Source organism: Massilia sp. X63, assembly GCF_041023745.1.
GTDB lineage: Bacteria > Pseudomonadota > Gammaproteobacteria > Burkholderiales > Burkholderiaceae_D > Telluria.
Map to the genome: position 1 here is coordinate 102277 of NZ_JBFTEF010000012.1, position 23405 is coordinate 125681.

The following is a 23405-nucleotide window of genomic DNA, read 5'->3' on the forward strand; positions in this document are numbered from 1 at the left end:
GCAGGGATGAGGAAGAGCTTGTATGGCGGGCGGGCGCGTTGGCGTGCCGCCCTGATCTGGTTGAAGCATGTGCCCGGCAAGCCGGGCTTGGCGCGCCGCATCGTCTTGCGCGCCACGACGCTGCTGTTCGTCGTGCTGGCCCTGGGTGGTGGCGCCTCGTTCGCGCTCACGGCGGTGCTGATCAAGGAGCAGGTGCAAGGCAGCCTGCGGCATGAAGCGCGGCTCGCCGCGCAGCGGATCGAACTCGAGGTCGGCAACGTCTACCAGCATGCCTTGGCCATGGCCGAGAGTCCGCTGCTGAGCAGCAGCCTGACCGATACCGCGGCCGGGCGGGGCGCCTACCTCGCGCCCTTCCTGCAAAACGACGTGCTGGCGCGCCAGGGCGCTACCCTGGCCCTGCTCGACTTTACTGGCGATCCGGTCAGCGTGGCCCAGGCGGAACCGGGCGCGGTCGAGGTGCCGCCCTCGACGGTGGACGCCGTGCTCCTGCGCGGTGAAGTCTCGGCGACCCTGGTCCGAAGCAACGGACAGGGGCCTTACCAGCTGCAGATCCTGGTCCCGGTCAAGCTGCCCGATTCGCAGCAGGCCGAGGGCGTGCTGCTGGTGCGGGCCGACCTGGAGCAGGTCGCGGCCCTGATGCCGGACGAGCATTCGCACACGCTGCGCTTCCACCTCCTGCTGACCGACGCCGGCACCGTGCTGATCGGCGGCGAGCAGCGCACGGCGCTGTTCAGCGTGCGCGAGCCGGTCTACCTCGGCGCGCCGTTCGCGGATCGCCAGTTGTTCCTCGAGGTCGGCGTCGAAACCGCCGGGGTCCTGCACCTGCTCGGCCTGTGGCTGGCAAGTTATGTCGCCGCCGGCGTGCTGGTCCTGCTGCCGGTGCTGCTCGCGGTCCGGCGCATGGCGCGCAAGCTCACCGCGCCGCTGGCGCAGCTGACTTCGCGGGTCGACGACATCTGCGACAGCGGCCGCCTGGATTTCGCCTGGGAGTACCCGGCCAACGACGAGATCGGACGGCTGGGCCAATCGTTCCGCACCATGGTCGAACGTACCGCGCGGGTGCAGGGCGAACTCGAGCTGCGGGTCGCCGAGCGTACCCACGAGCTGCAGCAATCGAAGGAACAGCTGGCGCACTCGCTGCGGTTCGCGCAGTCCACCCTGGATGGCCTGACCGCGCATATCTGCGTGCTGGATGCGAACGGGGTCATCCGCTCGGTCAACAAGGCCTGGCGCGAGTTCGCCATCGCCAACGGCGCCCGTCCCGAACGGGTGGGCGCCGGCGTCGACTATCTTGCGGTGTGCGGCGCCGGCAGGGGACAAGCCGGCGCCGCCCAGGTGGCGCAGGGGCTGGGCAAGGTACTGCACGGTGAGCAGGAACTGTTCGAATGGGACTATGCCTGCCTGTCGCCGGATCGCCTGCGCTGGTTCCGCCTGCGCGCGAGCCGGCTGGCCGACGGGGTCGGCGGCGTGGTGGTCGCGCATGAAGACATCTCGGCCACCAAGCTGGCCGAAGCCGCCCTCCAGGACCGCAACGACCAGCTCGATACGCTGCTGTCGTCGAGTCCGGACGGCCTGTTGTCGGTGGACGCGGAGGGCATGGTCAGGTTCGCCAACGCCACCTTCCTGCGCATGACCGGCATCGCTCCGGCGGCGATCCTGAACCGGCCGGAAGCGGTGCTGGACGAATGCCTGCGCCGCATTGCCGACGATCCGACCGGCTTTCCCGGCCTGTCCTGCCTGCGCGGGGCCGGCGGACAGGAGGAGGCGCCGCGCCACCTGCTGACGCTCGCGGACGCGCGCCACAGCGTGCTGGCGGTAACCGGCGCCTGCAGCCGCGCCCGCAGCGTGCGCAGGCTGTACTACTTCCGCGACGTGACGCACGAGATCGAGGTGGACCGCATGAAAAGCGACTTCCTGGCCACCGCCGCCCACGAACTGCGCACGCCGATGGCCAGCATCTTCGGTTTTTCCGAGTTGCTGCTGGCCGACGATTTCGACGCCGATACCCGGCGCGACCTGCTGCAGACGATTCACCAGGAAACCGACAAGCTGGTCACCATCATCAATGAGCTGCTCGATCTTGCCCGCATCGAAGCCAGGCGCGGCAAGGATTTCCGCTTCCAGCCCGTGGAGCCGGCCGCGCTGGTGCGGCGCGCCTTGGGGGCGCTGGCCATCGACGCCGCGACCTGGCCGGTCGCCACCTTCGGCATGGACGGCGCGCCAGCCGTGTGGGGCGACCCGGACAAGCTGTATCAGGCGCTGTTGAACGTGCTGTCGAACGCCGTCAAGTACTCGCCCGACGGCGGCCCGATTGCGATCCGGATTATCAGCGGCGAGCACGCGCACGCGGGGGGCGTCGGCATCCAGGTGCAGGACGCCGGCATCGGCATTTCGGCGCCCGACCTGGCGCGCGTCTTCGAACGCTTCTTCCGTGCCGACACCTCGGGCAAGATTCCGGGCACTGGACTGGGCATGCCGATCGTCAAGGAAATCGTCGACCTCCACGGCGGGGAAGTCGTGGTCGACAGCGTCTTCGGCCAGGGCACCGTGGTCACGCTCTGGCTGCCTGTGAGGGCGTTCGGCGACCGGCCGGGCATGCCCGGCACGGCGCCGGCTGCCACGAACAGGCCGGTGCAGGCCAGCATCGTCTAGCGGCGCGTGGCGCCGCCCACGGAGGCGGCCTCACGCGCCTGGCCTTCAGGTGCCGGCGCTTTCCGGCGCGGCGCCGGCCAGGACCACGCGCTGCTGGCCGGCCGCCTTGGCCCGGTACATCGCCTCGTCGGCGGCATGCAGCAGTTCGCGGATATTGCGCCCATCGCGGGGATGGCAGGCGATCCCGATGCTGGCGCCGACCTCGACCTCGACACCGTCCAGCGCAACGGGAACCGACAGTTGCTCGAGGATCTTGGCCGCCACGACGGTGGCCGCGCCGGCGCCGGTAGCGGCCAGCACCACGGCGAACTCGTCGCCGCCCAGGCGTGCCGCGAAGTCGGCGTCGCGCAGGCTGGCGCGCAACTGGCGCGCCACGTGGACCAGCACGCGGTCGCCGGCCGCATGGCCGTAGCGGTCGTTGATGGGCTTGAAGCGATCGAGGTCGATGTACAGGATCGACAGCTCGCTGCCGTTGCGATTGGCCAGCGCCACCTGCTGCACGATGACTTCATGGAACAGCGCCCGATTCGCCAGCCCGGTCAAGGTGTCGTGGGTGGCCTGGTAACGCGCCTGCTCGAGCATGCCGGAAGCGCGCACCAGGGCCTTGCCGACCTCATCGGCCTCGGCCAGCGGCAGCGGCGGCACCGTGACCGTTTGGCCCTCGCCCAGGGCGGTGGCCGGTGCGATCAGGGCGGTGATGGCGGTGGCAATCCGCTTGCCCAGCATGCGCGCGCCCAGTACGCCGATGGAAAACAGGGCAAGGAAGGCGAAGAACAGGCCCGACAGGGTATGGCGCAACTGGCTGGCAACCCGGTCGGTCGGGATTCCGATCACCACGCTCCAGCCGCTCATCTCCGAGCGCTTGAAGCTGGCATAAGTATCGATGCCGTCGGGCGTCCGCCCTTCCAGCTGCCCTTCGGTGCGGCTGCCCAGCGCGGCGCGCAGTTGCGCCGTCACCGGCTTGCCAACCTGCGACGCCATGCCCCCGGTCCGGGCCACGACGATCCCGTTGCGGTCGACGACCGAGACGATCCAGGCCCGCGGAAACTCTTGTTGACGCAACATGGCATCGAACACTGCGGGAGACATGCCGGCGCTCAGTCCATACAGCACCTGGCCGGAGCGACGCACCGGCACCGCCACCGCGATCACCGGCCTGGCGGCGACCTTCCCCTGGAACAGGTCCGAGATGACGGCTTGCTGCGAGTCGCCGAAATGCCGGATGCGGATGCGTGACCCGTTTTCGGCCAGCGCTGCGCCGAACGGGCGCAGGGTATTCAGCAACTGCAGGCCGTCGGGGCCGGTGAGCACGACATTCGCGATTTTCTGGGTGAACAGCGATTCCTTGGCCTGCCAGTGGAAAGCGGCCAGGTCGCCGGTGGACAGCGATGGCGAAGTGGCCAGGGCGTTCAGGGTCGATTCCACGTTCGAGAAATGCTGGTCGAGCAGATGGGAAACCGTGCGCGCGGTGGTGAGCGAGTTTTCCAGTAATTGCTGCTTGTTCTGTTCGTAGGAATAAGCGAGCAGGGCCAGTGCGACGGTGGACGCCGGCAGCAGACAGGCTGCGACGAGAATCGCCAGGTTGGATTTGATGGAAAGCCGGAATTTCATGGAAGTGGACGATCGCCGTAATTTGGTAGTACGGCCGATAGCCAAAGAAAGAGGCATTTGCCAAACTTTCGATTCTAGCAAGCTTTCATATGCGTCATCAATAAAAGGCAATAGAGGCTAAGCAAAACGGTAGGGTATTCCCTGGCGCCGTCATCGACAGGCGCCGCGCACATCGCCGCTCGACCTGCAAGCTCCTACAGCGGCAGGGCCGTCTCGTACTTCACCTCGCGCAGCGCCACGCTGGTGTTCAGTTGCGACACCCCCGGGAGCTTGAGCAGCACGTTGTGCAGCAGGTCGTGGTAGGCGTCCATGTTGGCGACCATCACCTTGACGATGTAGTCCGAGGTGCCGGTCATTTCGTAACACTCCATCACTTCGCGGCAGGCCTTCATCTGCGCCTCGAAGGCCTCGACCACGCCGGCCTCGTGCCGGGTCAGGGACACATGCAGCATGCACACCAGCCCGAGGTCGAGCTTGCGGCGATCGAGGAGCGCGGCGTAGCGGCGGATGAAGCCGTGCTCCTCCAGCTCCTTCTGGCGCCGCCAGCAGGGCGAGGCCGACATGCCGACCCGTTCGGCCAGTTCGTTGACCGAGAGGCGGGCATCCTGCTGCAGTTCGCGCAGGATGCGGATTGACGCAGCGTCAAGGTTGAATTTTTCCATATCAGCCCAGAAATCGAAATGATTTGCCCATTCTGCACCAGAATCTGGTAAGTTAGAAAAGTTATTTCCTGTGCAGAGACTATCATCACCCACTATAAACAGGCCCTGGCTGGCCGCGATATCAATATAGTGGAGACAACAGATGGGAACGATGCATGAGGAAGTAGGCAGGCCCGCGCAGGATGCGGGCCAGGGCGGCCAGACGGGTTTGGCCGACCCTTCCTACCGGCTGGACGACAACCTGACGCGCGACCGGGGCCGCGTGTTCCTGACCGGCACCCAGGCCCTGATCCGGCTCACCCTCATGCAGCGGGCGCTCGACGCGCGCGCCGGCCTGAACACGGCCGGCTTCATCTCCGGCTACCGCGGCTCGCCGCTGGGCGCGGTCGACCAGGAAGTCTGGCGCGCCGCCAAGGTCCTGCAGCAGAATGCGATCGAATTCCTGCCCGCCATCAACGAGGAACTGGGCGCCACCGCGGTGCTGGGCACCCAGCAGGTCGGGAGCGATCCGAACCGTACCGTGGATGGCGTGTTCGCCATGTGGTACGGCAAGGGCCCCGGGGTCGACCGCGCCGGCGACGCGCTCAAGCACGGCAACGCCTACGGTTCTTCGCCGCTGGGCGGCGTGCTGGTGGTGGCCGGCGACGACCACGGCTGCGTGTCCTCGTCGATGCCGCACCAGAGCGACCATGCCTTCATGGCCTGGGGCATGCCGGTGCTGAACCCGGCCAATATCGAGGAATACCTGGAATTCGGCCTGTACGGCTGGGCCCTGTCGCGCTTCTCGGGCGCCTGGGTCGGCTTCAAGGCAATCTCGGAAACCGTCGAAGGCGGCGCGGTGGTGGAACTGCCCGAGGCGCCGGTCTACACCACGCCCGAGGCCTGGGTGGCGCCGGCCGACGGCCTGCACTACCGCTGGCCGGACCTGCCCAGCCTGGCGATCGAACAGCGCGTGGCCGACAAGCTGGACGCCGTGCACGCGTTCGCCGGCGCGAACTCGATCGACAAGCTGGTGGTCGCCGCGCCCGGCGCAAGCCTCGGCATCATCGCCGCCGGCAAGGCCTACCTCGACCTGCTGGAAGCCCTGGAACGCCTCGGCATCGGGCTGGGCAAGCTCGAGGAACTCGGCGTGCGCCTGTACAAGCCGGGCCTGACCTATCCGCTCGAGCGCAGCCGCCTGCACGCCTTTGCCCACGGCCTGGTTGAAGTGCTGGTGGTGGAAGAGAAGGGCGAGGTGATCGAAGGGCAGCTCAAGAGCCTGCTCTACAACCTGGCGCCCGAGGGGCGTCCGCTGGTGCTGGGCAAGCACGATGCGGCTGGCAGCCCGCTGCTCTCCAGCCTGGGCGAGCTGCGTCCCTCGCGCATCGCGCCGGCGCTGGTGCGCTGGCTGGCGCCCAAGTTCCCAGGCCTGCGCCTCGAGGAATTCCTGCCCCGGTTCTGCCGCGCCGAGCTGCTGTCGAACGGCGCCGACGCGATCAAGCGCACCCCGTACTTCTGCTCCGGCTGCCCGCACAATACCTCGACCCGGGTGCCGGAAGGCAGCCGCGCGCTGGCCGGCATCGGCTGCCACTTCATGGCCAGCTGGATGCAGCGCGACACCTTCACGCTCACGCAAATGGGCGGCGAGGGCGTGCCCTGGGTGGCGGCCTCGCGCTTCAGCCGCGAGAAGCACGTATTCCAGAACCTGGGCGACGGCACCTATTACCACTCGGGCTACCTGGCGATCCGCCAGGCCATCGCCGCGCGCACCAACATCACCTACAAGATCCTGTACAACGACGCGGTGGCCATGACCGGCGGCCAGCCGGTGGACGGCAAGCTCACCGTGCCGCAGATCGTCCAGCAGGTGCTGAGCGAAGGCGCGGCGCTGGCGGTGGTGGTCACCGACCAGCCGGAAAACTACGCGAAGCTCACCCTGCCGGCCGGCGTCACGGTGCACCACCGCAGCGAACTCGATGCCGTCCAGCGCCGCCTGCGCGAGCTGCCCGGCGTGACGGTGCTGGTGTACGACCAGACCTGCGCCGCCGAGAAGCGCCGCCGCCGCAAGAAGAACAAGCCGGACAACATCGTCTTCCCCGACCCGCCGCGCCGCATGGTGATCAACCCGGCGGTGTGCGAGGGCTGCGGCGACTGCGGCGTGCAGTCGAACTGCCTGTCGATCCTGCCGCTGGAGACGCCGCTGGGCCGCAAGCGCCAGATCGACCAGGCTTCCTGCAACAAGGATTATTCCTGCGCCGAAGGCTTCTGTCCGAGCTTCGTGTCGGTGATCGGCGGCAAGTTGAAGAAGCCTGCCGCGGCCACGCTGTCGCTGGCCCAGCTCGAAGAGATGCTGGCCGCCCATCCGCTGCCGCCGCAGTACGCCTTCGACAAGCCCTTCGAGATGCTGGTGGCCGGCGTCGGCGGCACCGGCGTGGTCACCGTGGGCGCCCTGATCACGATGGCGGCCCACCTGGAAGGCAAGGGCGCCTCGACCCTCGACTTCATGGGCTTCGCGCAGAAGGGCGGGGCGGTGATGTCGCACGTGCGGCTGGCGCCGTCGCCGCAGCAGCTGCACCAGGTGCGCATCGACCTGCAGCAGGCCGACGCCCTGCTGGCCTGCGACCTGGTGGTGGCCGCGATGCCGGACGCGCTGGCCGTGCTGCGCCGCGGCCACACCCGCATCGTCGCCAACGAGAACGAGGCGCCCACCGCCGAGTTCACGCGCGACCCCGACGCCGACATCCGCAAGGACGACTTGCTGGCCAAGATCGTGGCCGCCGGCGGCCCGGCCCTGCGCCTGAACGCGCAGCAGGTGGCCAGCAGCGTGCTGGGCGACCCGATCGGCGCCAACATCCTGATGATGGGCGCGGCCTGGCAGCTCGGCCTGGTGCCGGTCAGCCTGGAGGCCATCATGCGCGCGATCGAACTGAACAACGTGGCGGTGGAGATGAACAAGAAGGCCTTCCTGCTGGGCCGCCTGGTGGCCGCCGACGACAAGGCCGCCGCGCGCTTGGCCCAGCCGGCCAAGGTGGTGCAGTTCACGCCGCCCAGCTCGCTCGAGGAGCTGGTCGATTTCCGCGCCGGCTGGCTGACCGGGTACCAGCACGCCGCCTACGCGCAGCAGTACCGCGCGGCCGTGGCCGGGGTGGAAGCGCGCGAAGTCGAGCTCGAGGGACCGGCGTCGAAGCGCGCGGTCAGCAAGGCGATCGCCCGTTCGCTGTTCAAGGCGATGGCCTACAAGGACGAGTACGAAGTGGCGCGCCTGCATACGCAGACCGGCTTCCTCGAAGGCTTGACGCAGCAGTTCGAGGGCGACTTCCGCGTCGAGTACCACCTGGCGCCGCCGCTGCTGGCCCGGAAGAAGCCCGGCAGCGACATCCCGGCCAAGATGCGCTTCGGTCCGTGGATGCGATCCGCCTTCCGGGTGCTGGCGCCGCTGAAAGTGCTGCGCGGGACCGCCTTCGACCCGTTCGGCTACACCCGGGAACGGCGCGCCGAGCGTCGGCTGCGCGAAGACACCCTGGCGCTGGCCGCCATGCTGGCCACGGAGCTCACCGTGGAGAACCGCGCGGCGGCCCTCAAGCTGGCGCAGCTGCCCGAATCGATCCGCGGCTATGGCCACGTGAAGGCGGCCAACATGGCGCGCGCCGAGGCGGAAACGGCGCGTCTGCTGCAGGAGTTCAAACAGCCGCGCAAGCAGGCGCCGGACCGGCCGATGAAAGAGATTGCGCTGGTGCGCATGGATCGTTGAAACCGCGCAAGCCGGTGCGGGTGGGCCGGGCGCACCATGATGCTGTCAGGCAAATTCCGTGCGCCCGGTTATAATGCACTGCAACATAAGCTCCACATCGCCGGCCTCTGCCGGCGATTTGCATTTCCGGCAGCACTTTTTCATTTTTATCATTGCCATCCTGCGAAGACCATCATGGGCCACGACATCAAGAATCTCAAGGAAGCCATCGCGCTGCTGCAGCGCGCCTGGCGCGAAGCATCCGGTTTTTTCCTCAGCATCGAGCTCTGGCTCATGGTGCTGGCGGCCGCCGGCACGGTAGGCGGCGCCTGGCTGGCCGTGCTGGGCGATGCCTGGAGCCTGCCGGTGCTGGTATTCGCGTTCGGCTACATACCCGCGCGCATGGTGCTGCACCTGAAGCGCATCCTGGCCTGGCCCTTCATCTGAGCGCGGGCAGGGCCGCTACCGGGCGCCGGGCGTGGACGCGCACCACAGCGTCTGCCTTGCAGGAAACTTCATTCGTACAAATGCATTTATAATGGGCGCTCGAACCCACCGCGCCCGCCATGCCACCCGAACCTTCTGCCCACGACCTGCGCTCCGCATTCCAGCGCGAGTTCGTTTCCCCGGCTGTGCTGGTGCCGGATCTGCTTGATCGCCGCCTCGAACGCCTTGTCGTGCGGTCAACCGGGACGCCAGACGATGCGTCCCGGCATCCGGTTCAGGGGGCGGACAGGAAGGCTTTCATCTCGTCCTGGAAGCGCTGCGGCTGGTCCCACATGATGAAGTGGGCGCTGTCCGGAATGCGCTTGAGCGTCAGGTGCCTGAGCGGCGCATACGCGCTCCGGTACACGAGGTCGAACTGGGCGGGCGGAACCGGCACGCTCTTCGGCTGTATGTAGAGCACCGTTACCGGCTTGGTGATGTTCGGCAGTTCCGGAATCAGGTTGGTCACGATCAGTTCGCGGTAGGCGCGGCTGCTCACGTCCGGGTCGCTGGCGCGCGAGTCGGCGATGGCGCCGGCGCGCATCGACGCGGTGTCGACCATGCCGGCGATGGTGTCGTCGACCTGTTTGGCACGCTGCTCCGGGGTCGCGCTGCGGATGCCCGCCATGGCCGCATTCGCGATCGCCTCGACCTTCTCGGGCGCGGCGCCGGGGCCGGCGAACAGGCTGCCGAGATAGGGCACCATGTCGACCACCATCAGGCGCGACAGCAGGTCCGGATGGCGCGCCGCCAGCATCATGCCCATGGTGCCTCCCATCGAGTGGCCGATCACGGCCGGCTGCTTCAGGCCCGCTTCCCTGATGTAGCGGGCGATCTCCGCGGCCACCGGCGCGGCCACATTGCCTTCGGTGTTGCCCTGCGCCGGCTGGCCGGCGAAGCCCGCCACCTGCACCAGGTGGTAGCGGTAGCCCGGCAGCGCGGCCACGGTCGAGGCCCAGGCGCGCGGCGAGGAATTCAGGCCCGGGATCAGGACCACGTCGGGTCCCGAACCCTCGGTGCGCACGCTGATCCGGCTTGATTCGAAGGGCGCGGCGGCGGCGGCCAGCGGCAGGATGGCCGCCAGGGCTGCGGCGGCCAGCAGGGTACGGCGTGAAAACGGCGTGTGACGCATGCGGAAATCCCCTTGTTGTGATGTTGGACGTCGGGAATCATCATAGCAGCGCCCGCCGTGGCCGGCGGGCAGGCCACATACTTTAGCTGCGCCGCATGGCGGCGCGATGGGGTCTACCGGGGCGCCAGGCGGTAGCGCTGCTCGCGGTAGAGCAGCGAAGGCAGCATCACGTGCGCCATCGCCTGCTCGACCTGGGCCTGGGTCGGGGTGCCGGCGTTCGGGTCCAGCACGCCGGTGGCGGCGTCGTAGCGACCGAGCAGGGCCGATTGCCCGGGGCGCAGGATGGTGGCCGAGGAGCCTTCCAGCCAGGTAAACAGGTTGTTGAACTGGATCAGGGCGCGGCCCGGCGTGCTGCTGTCGCGCACGAAGTCGCGGCCAATCATCGGGTGCGTGCTCGATACGCCCAGCAGCGACAGCAGGGTCGGCGCCAGGTCGACCTGGCTGGCGATGGTGGCGATGCGTTTCGGCTGGACGTCGGCGCCCAGGATCAGGCCCGGGATGTGGAACTTCTTGATCGGCACCAGCGCGTTGCCGTAGACGCGGTTGTCGTGGTCGGCCACGATCAGGAACACGGTGTCCTTCCAGTAGGCTTCCTGCTTGGCCGCGCGGATGAACTTGCCGAGCGCATGGTCGGCATACTTGACGGCGTTGTTGACGGTCTGCTTGGGCTGCTCGTGCAAGGCGATCTTCCCGTCCGGGAACTCGAACGGCTCGTGGTTGGACGAGGTGAAGATCAGGCTGAAGAAGGGCTTGTCCTGCGCGTGCAGGTGCTTGAGACGCTCGAGCGACTTGTCGAACAGGTCTTCGTCCGAGGCGCCCCAGCTGCCGACGAAGGATGGGCGCATCTCCTTGATGTCCACCACCTTCTTGAAACCGTTCCCGGTGAAGAAGCTGCGCATGTTGTCGAAGTGCGCTTCGCCGCCGTACACGAACTCGGTGTGATAGCCCTGCTGGCCGAGACCCGCCGCCAGGGTGTAGAAGTTCTGCTGGGCCAGCGACAGCTTGACCACGCTGCGCGCCGGAGTGGGGGCATAGCCGGCCACCACCGCCTCGATGCCGCGTACCGAGCGGGTGCCGGTGGCGTACAGCTGCTCGAACCACCAGCCCTCGTTCTTGAGTTTTTCCAGTTCCGGCGTGACCGGCAGGCCGCCCAGCGATTCGACGAAGGTCGCGCCCAGGCTTTCCTGCAGCACGATCACCAGGTTCAGCGGGCGCTCACGCTGGATCGCCGCCTGCTGGCGATGCAGGGTCGGCAGCTCCGGGTTGTCGAAGCGGGCCTCGCGCAGCCAGGGCGCGGACCTGACCTGCTCGAACACCGTCGCGCGCGGGATCTTGCCGTAGATTTCGGAGGACACCGCTTCCTTGCGCATCGAACCGATCGCGTCCAGCACCGACCAGCCCGAGTTGATGATCAAGGAATTGACCATCGAGTCGCCGGTGAGCGCGAACAGGGCCGGGTTGGCCGGGCGGTGGCCGGTGGTCGAGCGTACCTGCATGAAGACCAGCACGCACAGCAGGGGCCAGAGCAGCAGCAGCCGGCGGGCCGGCCACATGCGCATGCCGCGGGAGGCGCCGCGCAGCAGCCGGAACAGGCTGACCGCCAGCACCACGGTCAGGCCCACACCCAGCAGCAGCGCGGTGCGAAAGCCGTTCCACAAGGTGCCGAACACTTCGCGCGGATAGGCCAGGTACTCGACGAACAGGCGGTTCGGGCGCACGTCGTACTGCATGATGAACTGCGGCGAGGACAGCTCCATGAAGACGATGAAGACCAGGGCGAAGGTGGCCCAGCCGACCGTGGCGGCGCGCCAGAAGCGGCCGGAGGCGCGGTGCGCCAGCAGGGGAGCGAGCAGCAGCGGGACGACCAGGAAATAACCGAGCAGGATCAGGTCGGCGCGCAGGCCTTGCAGGAACAGGCTGCCGGCGATCCCGGTCGCCTGCACCCGGTCCCACTGCCAGGCGGCCAGGCCGAGGCGCGACAGGCTCAGGATCGCCAGCCCGAGCAGCAGCATCTGGAGCAGCACCGCATACGGCCCTGCCCAGAGGGTGAAGCGCGCGAGCCGTGCCGAGGGAGTCTTGTCTTGGGAAGGGATGCCGGATGCTGGAAGGACCATTGGAGAAGTAGGTAAGCCGCTTGCTAAGCCAGAGTGATGTGGATGACACATCGCCAGGCGATGCGCCAAGGGCGCGGCGCCTTGTGAGGCCGCGACGACACCTGCCGGTACCGACAGATCATAGTCGATGCTAGGGAGCAATTGCTCAGCGAGACGTTACCAAGGCGTTAAGAAAGCGTTAAATCGCGTGGCATGCATACAACGAAGTCGCCGTTTGCCTGAAAAACGGGCAGGAATGGCCGCGCATGCGGGGGCGCGGCCACCGGGACCTTGCGGCCCCGGCTGGGCTCAGCTCAGCTCGGCTCGGCTCGGCTTTAAATATGGCGCTCGCGTGCGTGCTTGTCGCACTCGGCGGCGCAGCGCTCGCAGGCCGCCTGGCACTCGGCGCAATGCCGGTGCATCGAGGCGTGCTTGGCGCATTCGGCCGCGCAGGCCCGGCAGACATGGGCGCACAGGGCGCAGAAGTCGCCATGGTGGGGCGAGCCGCGCGACAGCACGTTCAGGGTGGCTGCGCAGATGTCGGCGCAGTCGAGGTTGATCGCGATGCATTCGCCGTTGCCGTCGCGGATGTCGCCCGCGACGCAGGCCTGGCAGGCGCGCAGGGCCTCCTGGCAGGCCCGGATGCAGGCCTGGATATCGGACATTTCGCTCATCGTCTTGCTCCTAGTCGGTAACCGGGAGCCCATCCTAGCGCAATGCCCGCTTGGCCAGCGCGCGCTATCCGCCGCTGCGCGTCCTTACTCGCGCAGCGCCTGCGCCGGACGGATCTGCATCGCCGCCACCGCATGGCGCGCGGTCGATCCCAGCGCCACCAGCCCGGCCACCAGCAAGGCCAGCACCAGGGTCCAGGCGCCCACCGGGGCCTGGTCGGTAAAGCTGGACAGGTAGCGCTGGACCGCCACGAAGGCCACCGGCAGCCCGAGCAGGGCGCCGATCCCGATCAGCACCACGAATTCGCGCGCGACCAGGCGGCCGATCGCCGCATGCCCGGCGCCGTACAGCTTGCGCAGCACGATCTCGCGCCCCTTGCGCTGGACGCTGTAGGCCGCCAGCACGTAGATGCCGAAGGCCGCGATGGCGGTGGCGATCACGCTCGACGCCGCCAGCAGCTTGGCCAGGCGCAGGTCGTCCGCGTAGCTGAGCGAGAACAGCGACGCCATGCGCTGCACTTCCAGCACGTCGTTCGGGAAGTAGCGCGGCCAGAGCTCCTCGATGGCGCGCTGCACCGCTTCCTGGTCATGCCCGCTGCGCACGGTGAACACGCCGGTGCGGGTGCCCAGGAAGTAGACGGTGGGCTGCATCTCCTCGCGCGCCGAGCGGTGCCGGATGTTCGGCGCGACGCCGACCACCTGCATCGCATCCTCGCCGTTCGGCTGGCGGACGAACTTGCCGACCGCATCCTGGGCGCTGGCGAAGCCGAACTTGCGCGCCGCGGCCTCGTTGACGACCAGCTTGTCCTCGTCCTCGGGCTTGTCGCGCGACGGGTCGTACAGCCGTCCGGCCGCCGGCTCGAGGCCGTACACGCCGAAAAACTCGGGGCTGACCCTGGTCCAGTGGATATCGATCGGGCTGCCGCCGTCGCGCTTGAGCGCGGTGCTGTTGAAGTTGATCGTCACCGGCGCGTCGCTGACCGCCACGCCGCGCACGCCCGGAATCCGCGCCAGCGCATCGCGGAAGGCGCGCACCTGGGCGTTGCGCATGTCGTCCGGGGCGCGGACGATCAGCAGCGGCGCCGCGTCGAAGCCGGGGTCCAGGCTGCTGGCGTAGCGGGTCTGCCAGGCCACCGCCAGGGTCAGGCCGGTCAGGCCCATCGCGGTGGCGAACTGCAGCACCGTGAGCACGCGGCGCAGGCGCAGGCCGCCCACGGTCTCGCTGTTGCCGCGGCCGGCCAGCGCCGCGGTCGGACGCACCTTGATGGCCGACCAGGCCGGGTAGGCGCCGGCCAGCACGCCGACCAGCACGCCCAGCAGCAGGCTCAGGCCGAGCGAGAGCGGGGTGAACATCCGGTCCAGCCTGCGCTGCACCAGGTCGGAGAACACCGGCAGCAGCAGCCAGGCCAGCAGCAGACCGATCGCGGTGGCGATCAGGCATACCAGCACCGACTCGGCCAGGAAATGGCGGCTCACCGCCTGCGTCGAGGCGCCGAGCACCTTGCGCACCGCGATCTCGCGCTGGCGCCGCACCGTGCGCACGGTGGCCAGGTTGACGTAGTTGGTGGCGGCCAGCACCAGGATCAGCACGCCCACCGCGCCCAGGCCGAAGATGGTCTTGCGGTCGCCATGGGTCGGCGAGAATTCCTTGATCAGCGGGTCGAGGTAGGCGTCGCCCAGGGGGCCGAGGCGGAAGTCGATCAGGTCGCGGCCGTTCAGGGACGCTATCTGTTCCGGGCTCATGCGCTTGACGAAGCTCGAGGCCAGCATCGCGCGCCGCACCGAGTCGAGCACGGTCTGCGGATCCGCTCCCGGCAGCAGCTTGACGTACACGCCGCCGTGCGAGGAACCCCAGTTGGTGGTCACCAGCTGCCGGTATTCGTCGTTCCAGATCGTGGTGCGGCTGCCGGCCAGCGACGCGTAGGGCAGGGTGGTGGCGGCCGGCTGGTCTTCCAGCACGGCCATGATCCGGTAGGGTTGCCCGGCCACCTGCACGGTCTTGCCGACTACGTCGATGCCGCCGAACAGCTTGGTCGCGGTCTCGCGCGTGAGCGCCAGCGTATCCGGCCGGGCCAGGCTTGCGGCGAGGTCGCCCGCCAGCACGGTCGGCTGGAAGATCCGGCGGAAATCGGGATCGACCACCGTCAGGGTGATGGTCTGCACCTGGCTGCCGACGCGCACGTCGATGCTACGCTCGATGAAGGCGCTGGTCAGTACCGGCGCGCCGCTGGCCACCACGGCGTCGCGCGCCGGCAGGCTGGCGGAATCGTTCCAGTGTCCGCTGGCGGTCGACGTGTTCCACTTCTGCATGAGGCGGTAGATCTGTTCGCGCTGCGGGACATGGCGGTCGTAGGACAGCGAATGGGCCACGTAGCCGAGCAGCAGGAAGCAGGTGGCGAAGCCGACCGCCAGGCCCAGCACCACCACGGCCGAGTAGCCGGGTTCCTTGACCAGCAGGCGCCAGCCGATGCGGCAATCGCGTAAGAAGCGCATGATCATTCCGTGCTCCTCATGCCGCCTGCAGGGCGTCGACCACCACCCGGCCGTCGACCAGGTGCAGGGTGCGCGAGGCCTGGGCCGCATGCGCCGGCGAGTGGGTGACCATGACCACGGTGGTGCCTTCGGCATTGATGTTGCGCAGCAGGCGCATCACCTCGTCGCCGTGCGCACTGTCCAGGTTGCCGGTCGGTTCGTCGGCCAGCAGCATCGCCGGTTCGGCCACCAGCGCGCGCGCGATCGCCACGCGCTGCTGCTGGCCGCCCGACAGCTGCGAAGGACGGTGGCGCGCGCGGTGCGCCACGCCCAGGCGCTCCAGCATGGCCTCGACGCGGCGGCGGCGCTCGGCGGCCGGGGTGCCGGTGTATTCCAGCGCCAGCTCGACGTTCTCGTACACGCTCAGTTCCTCGATCAGGTTGAAGCTCTGGAAGATGAAGCCCACCCGCCCGCGGCGCAGCGCGTTCAGGCGCGCCTCGCTCCAGCCGGCCACGTTCTGGCCTTCGAAGAAATACTCGCCTTCGTTCGGCACGTCGAGCAGGCCGAGCACGCTCAGCAGGGTGGACTTGCCGCAGCCGGAGGGCCCGGTGATGGCGACGTATTCGCCGGCCGCGATGTCGAGGTCGACGCGGTCGAGGGCGCGGGTCTGCACTTCGCCCGCCTGGTGGATCTTGGAGACGCCCCTGAGTTTCAGCATGGTGCTTCCTTTCTGGTGTGATTCGTTGGTTTACTTGTTCAACTGGAGCTGCTCGGCCTTGCCGAACGGCCCGTAGCTGGAAACGATGACCTGCTCGCCGGCGGCCAGGCCCGACAGGACCTCGACCTGGCTGTTGTTGCGCCGGCCCAGGCGCACGGCGCGCTTCCCGGCGCGGCCACTGTCCTTGTCGACCACGAAGACCCAGGCGCCGCCGGTGTCGTTGACAAAGGCGCCGGCCGGCAGCAGCAGGGCCTGGGCGCTGCGGCCCAGGGTGAGCTGCGCGTCCAGGCTCTGGCCCGGGCTGATCACCGCGGGCTGGTCCTGCGTGAACACCATCTCGGCGGTGAAGCGGCCTTCGCGGATCTGCGGGAACACCGCGCTGACCTTCAGCGGGTACTGCTTGCCGTCCTGGTGGACTGCACCGGCCAGGCCGCGCGTCACCCGGCTCAGGTAGAACTCGTCGACCTCGACCCGCAGCTTGAAGCGCTTCGGATCGTCGATGCGGCCGATGTTCTGATTGGGCTGCACGGTCTGGCCGACCTGCAGGCGGAAGTCGGTCAGCATGCCGTCCGCGGGGGCGCGCACCGCCAGCGCGTCGACCGTGGCGCCGACCAGCTGCAGGCCGGAGGCCAGGCCGTCGATGGCCGTTTCCATCTGCTGCAGGCCCTGCTTTCGCACGCTTTCCTCGGTCTCGAAGCGGCGCCGTTCGTTGTCGAGCGTGCGGCGCTGCTGGGCCAGGCGGTCGCTCGACTCTTCCAGCGCCACCGCCGAGATGAAGCCCTGCTGGGCCAGGCGGCTGTTGCGGGCATGCTGTTTTTCCGCCTGCTGCAGCGCGAATTCCGCGTCCGCATAGCGCCGGCGGTGCTCGCTGCGGCTGGCTTCCTGGGCCACGCGCAGGTTTGCCAGGTTGGAGATCTGCTGGGCGTGCTCGGCCTGGCGTTCCAGCAGTGCCAGGTTGCGCTGCGGGTTGGACAGGCGGAACAGCAGCTGGCCCTTGCCGACGGTCTGGCCGTCCTCGACCAGCACTTCCTCGACGCGGCCGGATTCGACCGAATCGAGCATGATGGAATTGAGCGGCTGGGCGCTGGCGCGCACCACGATGTCGTCGCGGAAGATGCCGTTGGCGGCCTGCGCGACGCGCACGTCGGCGGCCGGTACTTGCAGGCCGTGCGGCATGAGCTGCCAGGCGCCGGCGCCGAAGGCGAGGAGCAGGGCGAAGGCCAGGCCGGCGCGTACGTAGCGCTTGCTGGGGCGGCGGGGCACCACCGCGTCCATGGCGGCGCCGGTGACGGCTTGGGGTGGGAGTCGGTCCATGTTTTTCAATCTAGTTGCGAGACTGCGGGTTGAGATGCCCCAGGCATCGCAACTATCGTGCCACCCCGGCGCCAGGCCGTTTTTCGCGCCTGCGGACAGCGTTCCGGGCAAAAGTGTCCGGATCCGGACAGGTATGCATGTTCGCAGGCGGACAGCTGTCCGCGCCCCTGTCCGCAGGGCGTAGGCGCGGCCGATCGGCGCTGCTAGAATGCGATTCTGTCATTACCTTCCCATGCCCGGCATGTCCCCATCGAACGCCTCCATCCTGATCCTCGACGACGACGAGGACGTTGCCTGCGCCGCGCAGATGCTGCTGCGCCGCCGCCATGGCCGCGTGGCGACGCTGGGCGACCCGCGCGGGCTGGACGGGCTGCTCGACGCCGCGCCGGACCTGGTGCTGCTCGACCTGAACTTCACGCCGGGCCGCATCGACGGCGCCGAAGGCCTGGCGGTGCTCGATCGCCTGCGCGCGCTGCCGCGTCCGCCAGGCGTGATCGCGCTCACCGCCTATGCCGACATCCCGCTGGCAGTCGAGGCCCTCAAGCGCGGCGCCAGCGACTTCATCACCAAGCCCTGGGACAATGCTCGCCTGGTGGCGGCGGTGGAGGGCGCGCTGGCGCGCCGCGCGGCGGCCGCTCCCGCCGGCGAGTCTCCCCTGATGGGAGATTCAGCGCCGATGCGCGAACTGCGCGCCATGATTGCCGCGGTGGCGCCGACCGAGGCCAACGTGATGGTGCTGGGCGAGAACGGGGTCGGCAAGGAGCTGGTGGCGCGCGCCATCCACGCGGCCTCGAAGCGCGCCGCCGGCAGCTTCCTGGCGGTGGACATGGGTGCGCTGCCGGAAGCGACCTTCGAGAGCGAGCTGTTCGGGCACCGCAAGGGCTCGTTCACCGACGCCAGGAGCGACCGCGCCGGGCGCTTCCAGGCCGCGCGCGGCGGCACCCTGTTCCTCGACGAGATCGGCAACATGCCGCTGGGCGCCCAGGCCAAGCTGCTCACCGTGCTGGAGCGGCGCGAGGTGACGCCGCTGGGGCTCGACCGCGCCGAACCGATCGACGTGCGCATCGTCAGCGCCACCAACCTGGAAGAACAGCGCCTGTTCGATGCATCGGTGTTCCGGCCCGACCTGCTGTTCCGCCTGAATACCATCGTGCTGCGCGTGCCGCCGCTGCGCGAACGGCGCGAGGACATCCCGCACCTGCTGCACCATTACCTGTCGCTGTACGAAACCCAGTACGGGCGCCCGGTGCGCGAGCTGGCCCCGCACGCGCTGGACGCCTTGTGCGCCTGGCCCTGGCCGGGCAATGTGCGCGGGCTGCGCCATGCCTGCGAGCGCGCGGCCATCCTGGCGGCGCAGCCCGAGTACCGCTTCGACGATTTCGGCCTGGCCGCGCCGGCCGCGGTGCCGGCGCCGGCGGCTGCGCCAGAGCCGGCCGTCGCGGCGCAGCCGGAGGAATTCAGCCTGGGCGCGCTGGAACGCGAGACCATCGCCGCCGCCCTCGACAAGGCCAAGGGCAACATCAGCCTGGCGGCGCGCATGCTGGGCCTGAGCCGCGCGGCGCTGTACCGCAAGCTGGGCAAGCATGGCATCTGAGGGCCGGGTCAAGGCCGCCGTCCTGCTGTGCGCGGCCGGCGTCGCCGTGCTCGGCTTCGGCGCCGGCATGGTCAAGGACGCGCCGCGCCTGATCGTGTTGTGCGCCCTGGCGGCGCTGCCGCTCCTGTGGGCCCTGTGGCGCTGCCTCGACCGGCTGGCCATGCTGCGCCACCCCAGGCCGCTCGAGCCGAAGGCCGTGCTCAGCATCGAACAGCAGCACCTGGTCGACAATGCGCTGGCCCTGGAGAGCAGCCTGGAACACGCGCCGATCGCGCTGTTTCGCATCGACGGCGCAGGCGGCGAAGGGAAGGTCACGCCACTGAACGCCAACGCGCGCAAGCTGGTGGCGCCGGGCCGGGCCAGCGATCCGGCGGCCCTGTACCGCGAGCTGGCCGGGCAGCCGGGCGAGCGCCGCACGATCATCCAGTTCGATACCGAACGCGGCGTCGAGCGCGCGCTGCTGGCGGTATCGGCGCTGGCGCTGCAGGGCAGGGCGCAGCGCCTGGCCGCCCTGATGCCGCTGGAAAGCGAGCTGGAAGCCGAAGCCCTGAACGCCTGGCGCCAGCTGGTGCACGTGCTCACCCACGAGATCATGAATTCGCTCACGCCGGTGGCCTCGCTGTCGCGCACCGCGCGCGAGATGCTGGAGGAGTGCCGCGCCTTGTTGCCGCCGGACCTCGGGCACGACCTGGTGACGGCCCTGGACGCGATCAGCCGGCGCGCCGACAGCCTGGCCGACTTCGTGGCCAGCTACCGCAGCCTGTCGAACGTGCCGCCGGCGCGGCCGGAACGGATCCACCTGGGCGCCCTGTTCGAGCGGGTGCGCGCGCTGGTGGCCCCGGGCTGGCGCGCACGCGGCGGCGAGGTGCAGTTTTCGGTGGAACCCGCCTCGCTCGAGCTGGTGGCCGACCCCGGCCAGCTGGAGCAGGCCCTGATCAACCTGCTCAAGAACGCCTTCGAGGCGACCCAGGGCCTGCGCCAGCCCGGCGCCCGGGTCAGCGCGCGCCTGGCGCGCGGCGCGCGCCTGCGCATCGAGGTCGCGGACGACGGCCCCGGCGTGCCGCCGGAACTGGTCGGGCACATCTTCACGCCCTTCTTCACCACCAAGAAGCAGGGCGGCGGCATCGGCCTGGCCATGGTGCGCCACCTGGTGCACGAGAACGGCGGCACGGTGCGCTACGCGCGGCCGGTGGGCAGCGGCGCGCGCTTCGTGATCAGTTTTTGAGCCCGCGATCGCCGGCAAAGAAGGCCGAAGGCGTGGTGCCGAAGGTTTTCCTGAACATCGCCGTGAAGGCCGACTGGCTGGCGTAACCGAGCTGCTGCGCCACCTGCCACAGCGGCAGGCCGCGCGCGATCAGGCAAGCGCCATGGGCCAGGCGCACCTGCTGGCGCCACTGGCCGAAGCTCATGCCCAGCTCGCGGTCGAACAGCCGCGCCAGGGTGCGTTCGGAAGCGCCCACGGCGCGGGCCCAGTCTGCCAGGGTCTGGGTGTCGCCCGGCGCGGCGATCAGGCCTTCGCACAGGCCCTTGAGGCGCTTGTCGCGCGGCAGCGGCACGCGGATCGGGCGCGACGGCGCGCGCGCCAGCTCGTCGAGGATCAGTTCCCCCAGCAGGAAGGCGCGCCCCGGGTCGCGCGGCTGTTCTCCGGTCTCGAGCGCGGCGATCAGTTCGCGCAGCAGGCTGCTCACCTCCACCACGCGGCAGCGCTCGCCCCCGAAGGGATCGCGCGACGCATGGATGCGCAGGGGACTCAGGCAGGCCGCCTCGAGCATCGTCACTTCGTGGACGACGTGCGGCGCGATCCAGAGCGCGCGCTGCGGCGGCACGATCCAGCTGCTGTCCTGCGCGCTCACCCGCATCATGCCGTTGTGCGCATAGGTCAGCTGGCCCCAGGCGTGGCTGTGGGCGCCCACCGAGACGTCGGCGGGCAGGTCGCGCGCCCACAGGCTCACCGGCCGCGCGTCGGTCGGGCCCGGACCCTGGGTGGGAGGAAGCGTTGGCCGCACTGGCTGCATGGCAGGTTCTCGATAAATCTTGACAGGCTATCTTAAATCGGACGCCGCCACTTTGCATACACTGGCTTTTTCGACGAGAGGCATAGGATGGAACAACAGAACAACAGCCTAAAGCAGGACGCCCGCGTGATCGGCCTGGTCGGCCTGGCGCACGGCACCTCGCACTTCTACCACCTGATCCTGGCGGCCCTGATCCCCTGGCTCAAGCCCGCCTTCGGCCTGAGCTACACCGAGCTGGGCCTCCTGATGACGGTGTTCTTCGTGGTCTCCGGGATCGGGCAGGCGCTGGCCGGCTTCGTGGTCGACCGGGTCGGCGCCCGCGCCGTGCTGTTCTTCGGCATGGGCATGCTGGGCGTTTCGGCGCTGCTGCTGTCCCGGGCGGACAGCTACGCCGGCCTGCTGGCGGGCGCGCTGCTGGCCGGCACCGGCAACGCGGTGTTCCACCCGGCCGACTACACGCTGCTGAACCAGCGCGTCTCGCGCGCGCGGCTGGCGCACGGCTTCTCGGTGCACGGCATCAGCGGCAACATCGGCTGGGCCGCCGCGCCGATCTTCCTGACCGCGATCGCCGCCACCCAAGGCTGGCGCGCCGCGCTGCTGGGGGCGGCGGCGCTGCCGGTGGCGGTGCTGGCGCTGTTGGTGCTGAACCGGCGGCTGCTGTATCCCGACCCGGTCCAGCGGCAGGGCGCCGCGGCGCAGGACAACACGCTCGGCTTCCTGAAGCTGCGCGCGGTCTGGCTGTGCTTCGGGTTCTTCCTGCTGACCGCGGTGGCGCTGGGCGGCATCCAGAGCTTCGCCACCATCAGCCTCGAATCTCTGTACGGCATCTCCCATGCGCTGGCGACCAGCTCGTACACCGCCTACATGCTGGCCTCGGCGCTGGGCATGCTGGCCGGCGGCTTCCTCGGCGCGCGCGCCAGGCACCACGACCGCACCGTGGCGCTGGCCTTCTCGGCGGCGGCCCTGCTGGCGCTGGTGCTGGCGGCCGGGGCCGGCCCGGCCTGGATGGCCTTGCCCCTGATGGGCCTGATCGGCCTGTGCTCGGGCGTGGCGGGACCTTCGCGCGACCTGATGATCCGCGCGGCCGCGCCGCAAGGGGCGACCGGACGCGTCTACGGCGTGGTGTATTCGGGCCTGGACAGCGGCCTGGCGATCGGCCCGCTGTTGTTCGGGCTGGTGATGGATGCGGGAAGGCCGGGCTGGGTGTTCGCCGGCGTTGCCCTGTTCCAGGCGCTGGCGATCGCCACCGCGGTGGGCGTGGGCGGGAGTACCCGCGAGCGCCGGGCGACGGCTAGCGGGCAGGCGGCCTAGCAGGCGCCCCGGGCGGCGCTGCGCGCTATCCGAGCGTCATGTTGGTCGCATGGGGCTGCCGCATCTCCGGATGCATGTCCGCCCGCGGCTCGGGCGCCGCCACCAGTTCGCGGCTGTCGCGCACGATCGACAGCATGGTGCGCACGCAGGCCAGGGTCGGCACGCCGCTCTGCGCATCGGCGCCCTTGGCATAGGCGCGTGCGATGCGGGTGGCCACCGGCGCGCCGCCCACCACCTGTTCGCGGTACAGGCGGATCAGCGTGACCACGGTTTCGTGCAGCATGTGCTGCGCCGCGCGAGCGATGTTGCGTCCGCTGCCGGCCTCGCCCACCGAGTCGGCGACGATCTGTTCGAGCTGGCGTTCGGCCCGGTCGACGAGCATGGCAACCTGGCCGGGAGTATAGGTGATGCGCATGTCTACCTCGTTGAACTTAATGTTGTCATGCCGCCTCCTTGGCGCAGGCCAGCCTGCCGGCTGTGCGCGCCATGATCCGCGAAGGCCGCACGCGTGGCGGCGGCGGCGGCGGGGCGAAGGGCCGGATCTGGGTCAGGGCGCCGCCGAACGGCGCCAGCGCGTCGTCGATTTCCTGGACCTCCGCGCCGGCATCGTCCACGCCCCGCGCCAGGTACTGGGCAATCGCGATTCTGACAAGCATGCGGTTGGTGAGTTCGGCCGAGAGCCCGACTTTGCGGCTGTGGTACTGGTAGGCCGCGGTCACGCCGTCCGGTCCCGTGATCTCGACCTTCTTCGGCAGCGAAAAGCCGTAGCGCCCGCTGGCCCAGAGCTTTACCAGGCACGCGCCGCTGGTTGGGGTTGAAAAGCTGAAGTTCATGAATAAATGGTAAGCCCGGCCGATCGGCAGCACGATTCGAAATTGTTCCAAACCGTAACGGGCGAAATATTCGTTTCCGACCGTTACGGATGACCTGTGGAGTTTCCCGGGGCGCAGGAAAGTTACTTGCCA

At 69.1% G+C, this 23405-nt stretch carries 17 protein-coding genes; 6 read left to right on the forward strand and 11 right to left on the reverse strand.

The annotated features are described in order from the left end of the window. The first annotated feature begins 6 nt into the window (after positions 1-6). Positions 7-2652 (forward strand): ATP-binding protein, encoded by a 2646-nt coding sequence (locus tag AB3347_RS20540; RefSeq protein WP_369093571.1) that lies wholly within the window; start codon positions 7-9, stop codon positions 2650-2652. Positions 2653-2697: 45 nt separating this feature from the next. On the opposite strand, the gene AB3347_RS20545 is transcribed toward AB3347_RS20540, so the two are convergent. After that, positions 2698-4263 carry a diguanylate cyclase gene (locus tag AB3347_RS20545; RefSeq protein WP_369093572.1) on the reverse strand — a complete coding sequence of 522 codons (1566 nt, stop codon included), beginning with the start codon at positions 4261-4263 and terminating at the stop codon, positions 2698-2700. Positions 4264-4457: 194 nt separating this feature from the next. Further along, complete coding sequence (locus AB3347_RS20550) at positions 4458-4925, reverse strand: Lrp/AsnC family transcriptional regulator (protein ID WP_369093573.1); 468 nt, start codon at positions 4923-4925, stop codon at positions 4458-4460. Positions 4926-5076: 151 nt separating this feature from the next. On the opposite strand from AB3347_RS20550, the gene AB3347_RS20555 reads away from it, so the two are divergent. Together AB3347_RS20555 and AB3347_RS20560 are read left to right on the forward strand one after the other, a co-directional pair. Next, the gene (locus AB3347_RS20555; RefSeq protein ID WP_369093613.1) at positions 5077-8655 is read left to right on the forward strand and encodes an indolepyruvate ferredoxin oxidoreductase family protein; all 3579 of its coding nucleotides are present in this window, start codon (positions 5077-5079) and stop codon (positions 8653-8655) included. Between the two features lie 174 nt (positions 8656-8829). Further along, positions 8830-9081 carry a hypothetical protein gene (locus AB3347_RS20560; protein WP_369093574.1) on the forward strand — a complete coding sequence of 84 codons (252 nt, stop codon included), beginning with the start codon at positions 8830-8832 and terminating at the stop codon, positions 9079-9081. A 274-nt stretch (positions 9082-9355) separates the two neighbouring features. On the opposite strand, the gene AB3347_RS20565 is transcribed toward AB3347_RS20560, so the two are convergent. The 6 genes from AB3347_RS20565 to AB3347_RS20590 all read right to left on the reverse strand — a co-directional run bounded on the left by AB3347_RS20565 (position 9356) and on the right by AB3347_RS20590 (position 17520). Beyond that, positions 9356-10252, reverse strand: coding sequence for an alpha/beta fold hydrolase (locus AB3347_RS20565; protein WP_369093575.1), 897 nt, complete (start codon positions 10250-10252; stop codon positions 9356-9358). A 113-nt stretch (positions 10253-10365) separates the two neighbouring features. Then, on the reverse strand, positions 10366-12366 hold the full coding sequence (locus AB3347_RS20570; RefSeq protein ID WP_369093576.1) for an LTA synthase family protein: 2001 nt from the start codon (positions 12364-12366) through the stop codon (positions 10366-10368). A 314-nt stretch (positions 12367-12680) separates the two neighbouring features. Further along, entirely contained in the window at positions 12681-13019 is a 339-nt protein-coding gene (locus tag AB3347_RS20575) for a four-helix bundle copper-binding protein (RefSeq protein ID WP_369093577.1), read from the reverse strand. A gap of 84 nt (positions 13020-13103) precedes the next feature. Then, on the reverse strand, positions 13104-15509 hold the full coding sequence (locus AB3347_RS20580; RefSeq protein WP_369093578.1) for an ABC transporter permease: 2406 nt from the start codon (positions 15507-15509) through the stop codon (positions 13104-13106). A gap of 16 nt (positions 15510-15525) precedes the next feature. Next, positions 15526-16206 (reverse strand): ABC transporter ATP-binding protein, encoded by a 681-nt coding sequence (locus AB3347_RS20585; RefSeq protein WP_369093579.1) that lies wholly within the window; start codon positions 16204-16206, stop codon positions 15526-15528. A gap of 30 nt (positions 16207-16236) precedes the next feature. Then, positions 16237-17520: an efflux RND transporter periplasmic adaptor subunit gene (locus tag AB3347_RS20590; protein WP_369093580.1), complete on the reverse strand. Its 1284-nt coding sequence runs from the start codon at positions 17518-17520 to the stop codon at positions 16237-16239. A 241-nt stretch (positions 17521-17761) separates the two neighbouring features. Here AB3347_RS20590 and AB3347_RS20595 point away from each other — a divergent pair, with 241 nt between their 5' ends. Both AB3347_RS20595 and AB3347_RS20600 read left to right on the forward strand, forming a co-directional pair. Continuing rightward, positions 17762-19114 carry a sigma-54-dependent transcriptional regulator gene (locus AB3347_RS20595; protein WP_369093581.1) on the forward strand — a complete coding sequence of 451 codons (1353 nt, stop codon included), beginning with the start codon at positions 17762-17764 and terminating at the stop codon, positions 19112-19114. Continuing rightward, positions 19104-20339, forward strand: coding sequence for a PAS domain-containing sensor histidine kinase (locus tag AB3347_RS20600; protein WP_369093582.1), 1236 nt, complete (start codon positions 19104-19106; stop codon positions 20337-20339). The genes AB3347_RS20595 and AB3347_RS20600 overlap by 11 nt, the downstream gene beginning before the upstream one ends. On the opposite strand, the gene AB3347_RS20605 is transcribed toward AB3347_RS20600, so the two are convergent. After that, positions 20329-21129 carry a helix-turn-helix transcriptional regulator gene (locus tag AB3347_RS20605; RefSeq protein WP_369093583.1) on the reverse strand — a complete coding sequence of 267 codons (801 nt, stop codon included), beginning with the start codon at positions 21127-21129 and terminating at the stop codon, positions 20329-20331. The two genes, AB3347_RS20600 and AB3347_RS20605, sit on opposite strands and share 11 nt — an antisense overlap. Positions 21130-21216: 87 nt before the next feature. Between AB3347_RS20605 and AB3347_RS20610 the strand changes: the two genes are divergently transcribed. Continuing rightward, a complete protein-coding gene (locus AB3347_RS20610; RefSeq protein WP_369093584.1) occupies positions 21217-22440 on the forward strand; it encodes an MFS transporter in 1224 nt (407 codons plus the stop codon). A 25-nt stretch (positions 22441-22465) separates the two neighbouring features. On the opposite strand, the gene AB3347_RS20615 is transcribed toward AB3347_RS20610, so the two are convergent. Next, complete coding sequence (locus AB3347_RS20615) at positions 22466-22855, reverse strand: hypothetical protein (RefSeq protein WP_369093585.1); 390 nt, start codon at positions 22853-22855, stop codon at positions 22466-22468. A 25-nt stretch (positions 22856-22880) separates the two neighbouring features. Further along, a complete protein-coding gene (locus AB3347_RS20620; RefSeq protein WP_369093586.1) occupies positions 22881-23273 on the reverse strand; it encodes a hypothetical protein in 393 nt (130 codons plus the stop codon). Positions 23274-23405 lie beyond the last annotated feature (132 nt).

Bases quoted from the DNA above. Each gene is read 5' to 3' on its own strand.
- AB3347_RS20605 (WP_369093583.1), bottom strand. From the start codon at position 21,129: ATGCAGCCAGTGCGGCCAACGCTTCCTCCCACCCAGGGTCCGGGCCCG.
- AB3347_RS20560 (WP_369093574.1), top strand. From the start codon at position 8,830: ATGGGCCACGACATCAAGAATCTCAAGGAAGCCATCGCGCTGCTGCAG.
- AB3347_RS20550 (WP_369093573.1), bottom strand. From the start codon at position 4,925: ATGGAAAAATTCAACCTTGACGCTGCGTCAATCCGCATCCTGCGCGAA.
- AB3347_RS20585 (WP_369093579.1), bottom strand. From the start codon at position 16,206: ATGCTGAAACTCAGGGGCGTCTCCAAGATCCACCAGGCGGGCGAAGTG.
- AB3347_RS20600 (WP_369093582.1), top strand. From the start codon at position 19,104: ATGGCATCTGAGGGCCGGGTCAAGGCCGCCGTCCTGCTGTGCGCGGCC.
- AB3347_RS20545 (WP_369093572.1), bottom strand. From the start codon at position 4,263: ATGAAATTCCGGCTTTCCATCAAATCCAACCTGGCGATTCTCGTCGCA.
- AB3347_RS20595 (WP_369093581.1), top strand. From the start codon at position 17,762: ATGTCCCCATCGAACGCCTCCATCCTGATCCTCGACGACGACGAGGAC.
- AB3347_RS20565 (WP_369093575.1), bottom strand. From the start codon at position 10,252: ATGCGTCACACGCCGTTTTCACGCCGTACCCTGCTGGCCGCCGCAGCC.
- AB3347_RS20580 (WP_369093578.1), bottom strand. From the start codon at position 15,509: ATGCGCTTCTTACGCGATTGCCGCATCGGCTGGCGCCTGCTGGTCAAG.
- AB3347_RS20620 (WP_369093586.1), bottom strand. From the start codon at position 23,273: ATGAACTTCAGCTTTTCAACCCCAACCAGCGGCGCGTGCCTGGTAAAG.
- AB3347_RS20590 (WP_369093580.1), bottom strand. From the start codon at position 17,520: ATGGACCGACTCCCACCCCAAGCCGTCACCGGCGCCGCCATGGACGCG.
- AB3347_RS20610 (WP_369093584.1), top strand. From the start codon at position 21,217: ATGGAACAACAGAACAACAGCCTAAAGCAGGACGCCCGCGTGATCGGC.
- AB3347_RS20555 (WP_369093613.1), top strand. From the start codon at position 5,077: ATGCATGAGGAAGTAGGCAGGCCCGCGCAGGATGCGGGCCAGGGCGGC.
- AB3347_RS20540 (WP_369093571.1), top strand. From the start codon at position 7: ATGAGGAAGAGCTTGTATGGCGGGCGGGCGCGTTGGCGTGCCGCCCTG.
- AB3347_RS20615 (WP_369093585.1), bottom strand. From the start codon at position 22,855: ATGCGCATCACCTATACTCCCGGCCAGGTTGCCATGCTCGTCGACCGG.
- AB3347_RS20570 (WP_369093576.1), bottom strand. From the start codon at position 12,366: ATGGTCCTTCCAGCATCCGGCATCCCTTCCCAAGACAAGACTCCCTCG.
- AB3347_RS20575 (WP_369093577.1), bottom strand. From the start codon at position 13,019: ATGAGCGAAATGTCCGATATCCAGGCCTGCATCCGGGCCTGCCAGGAG.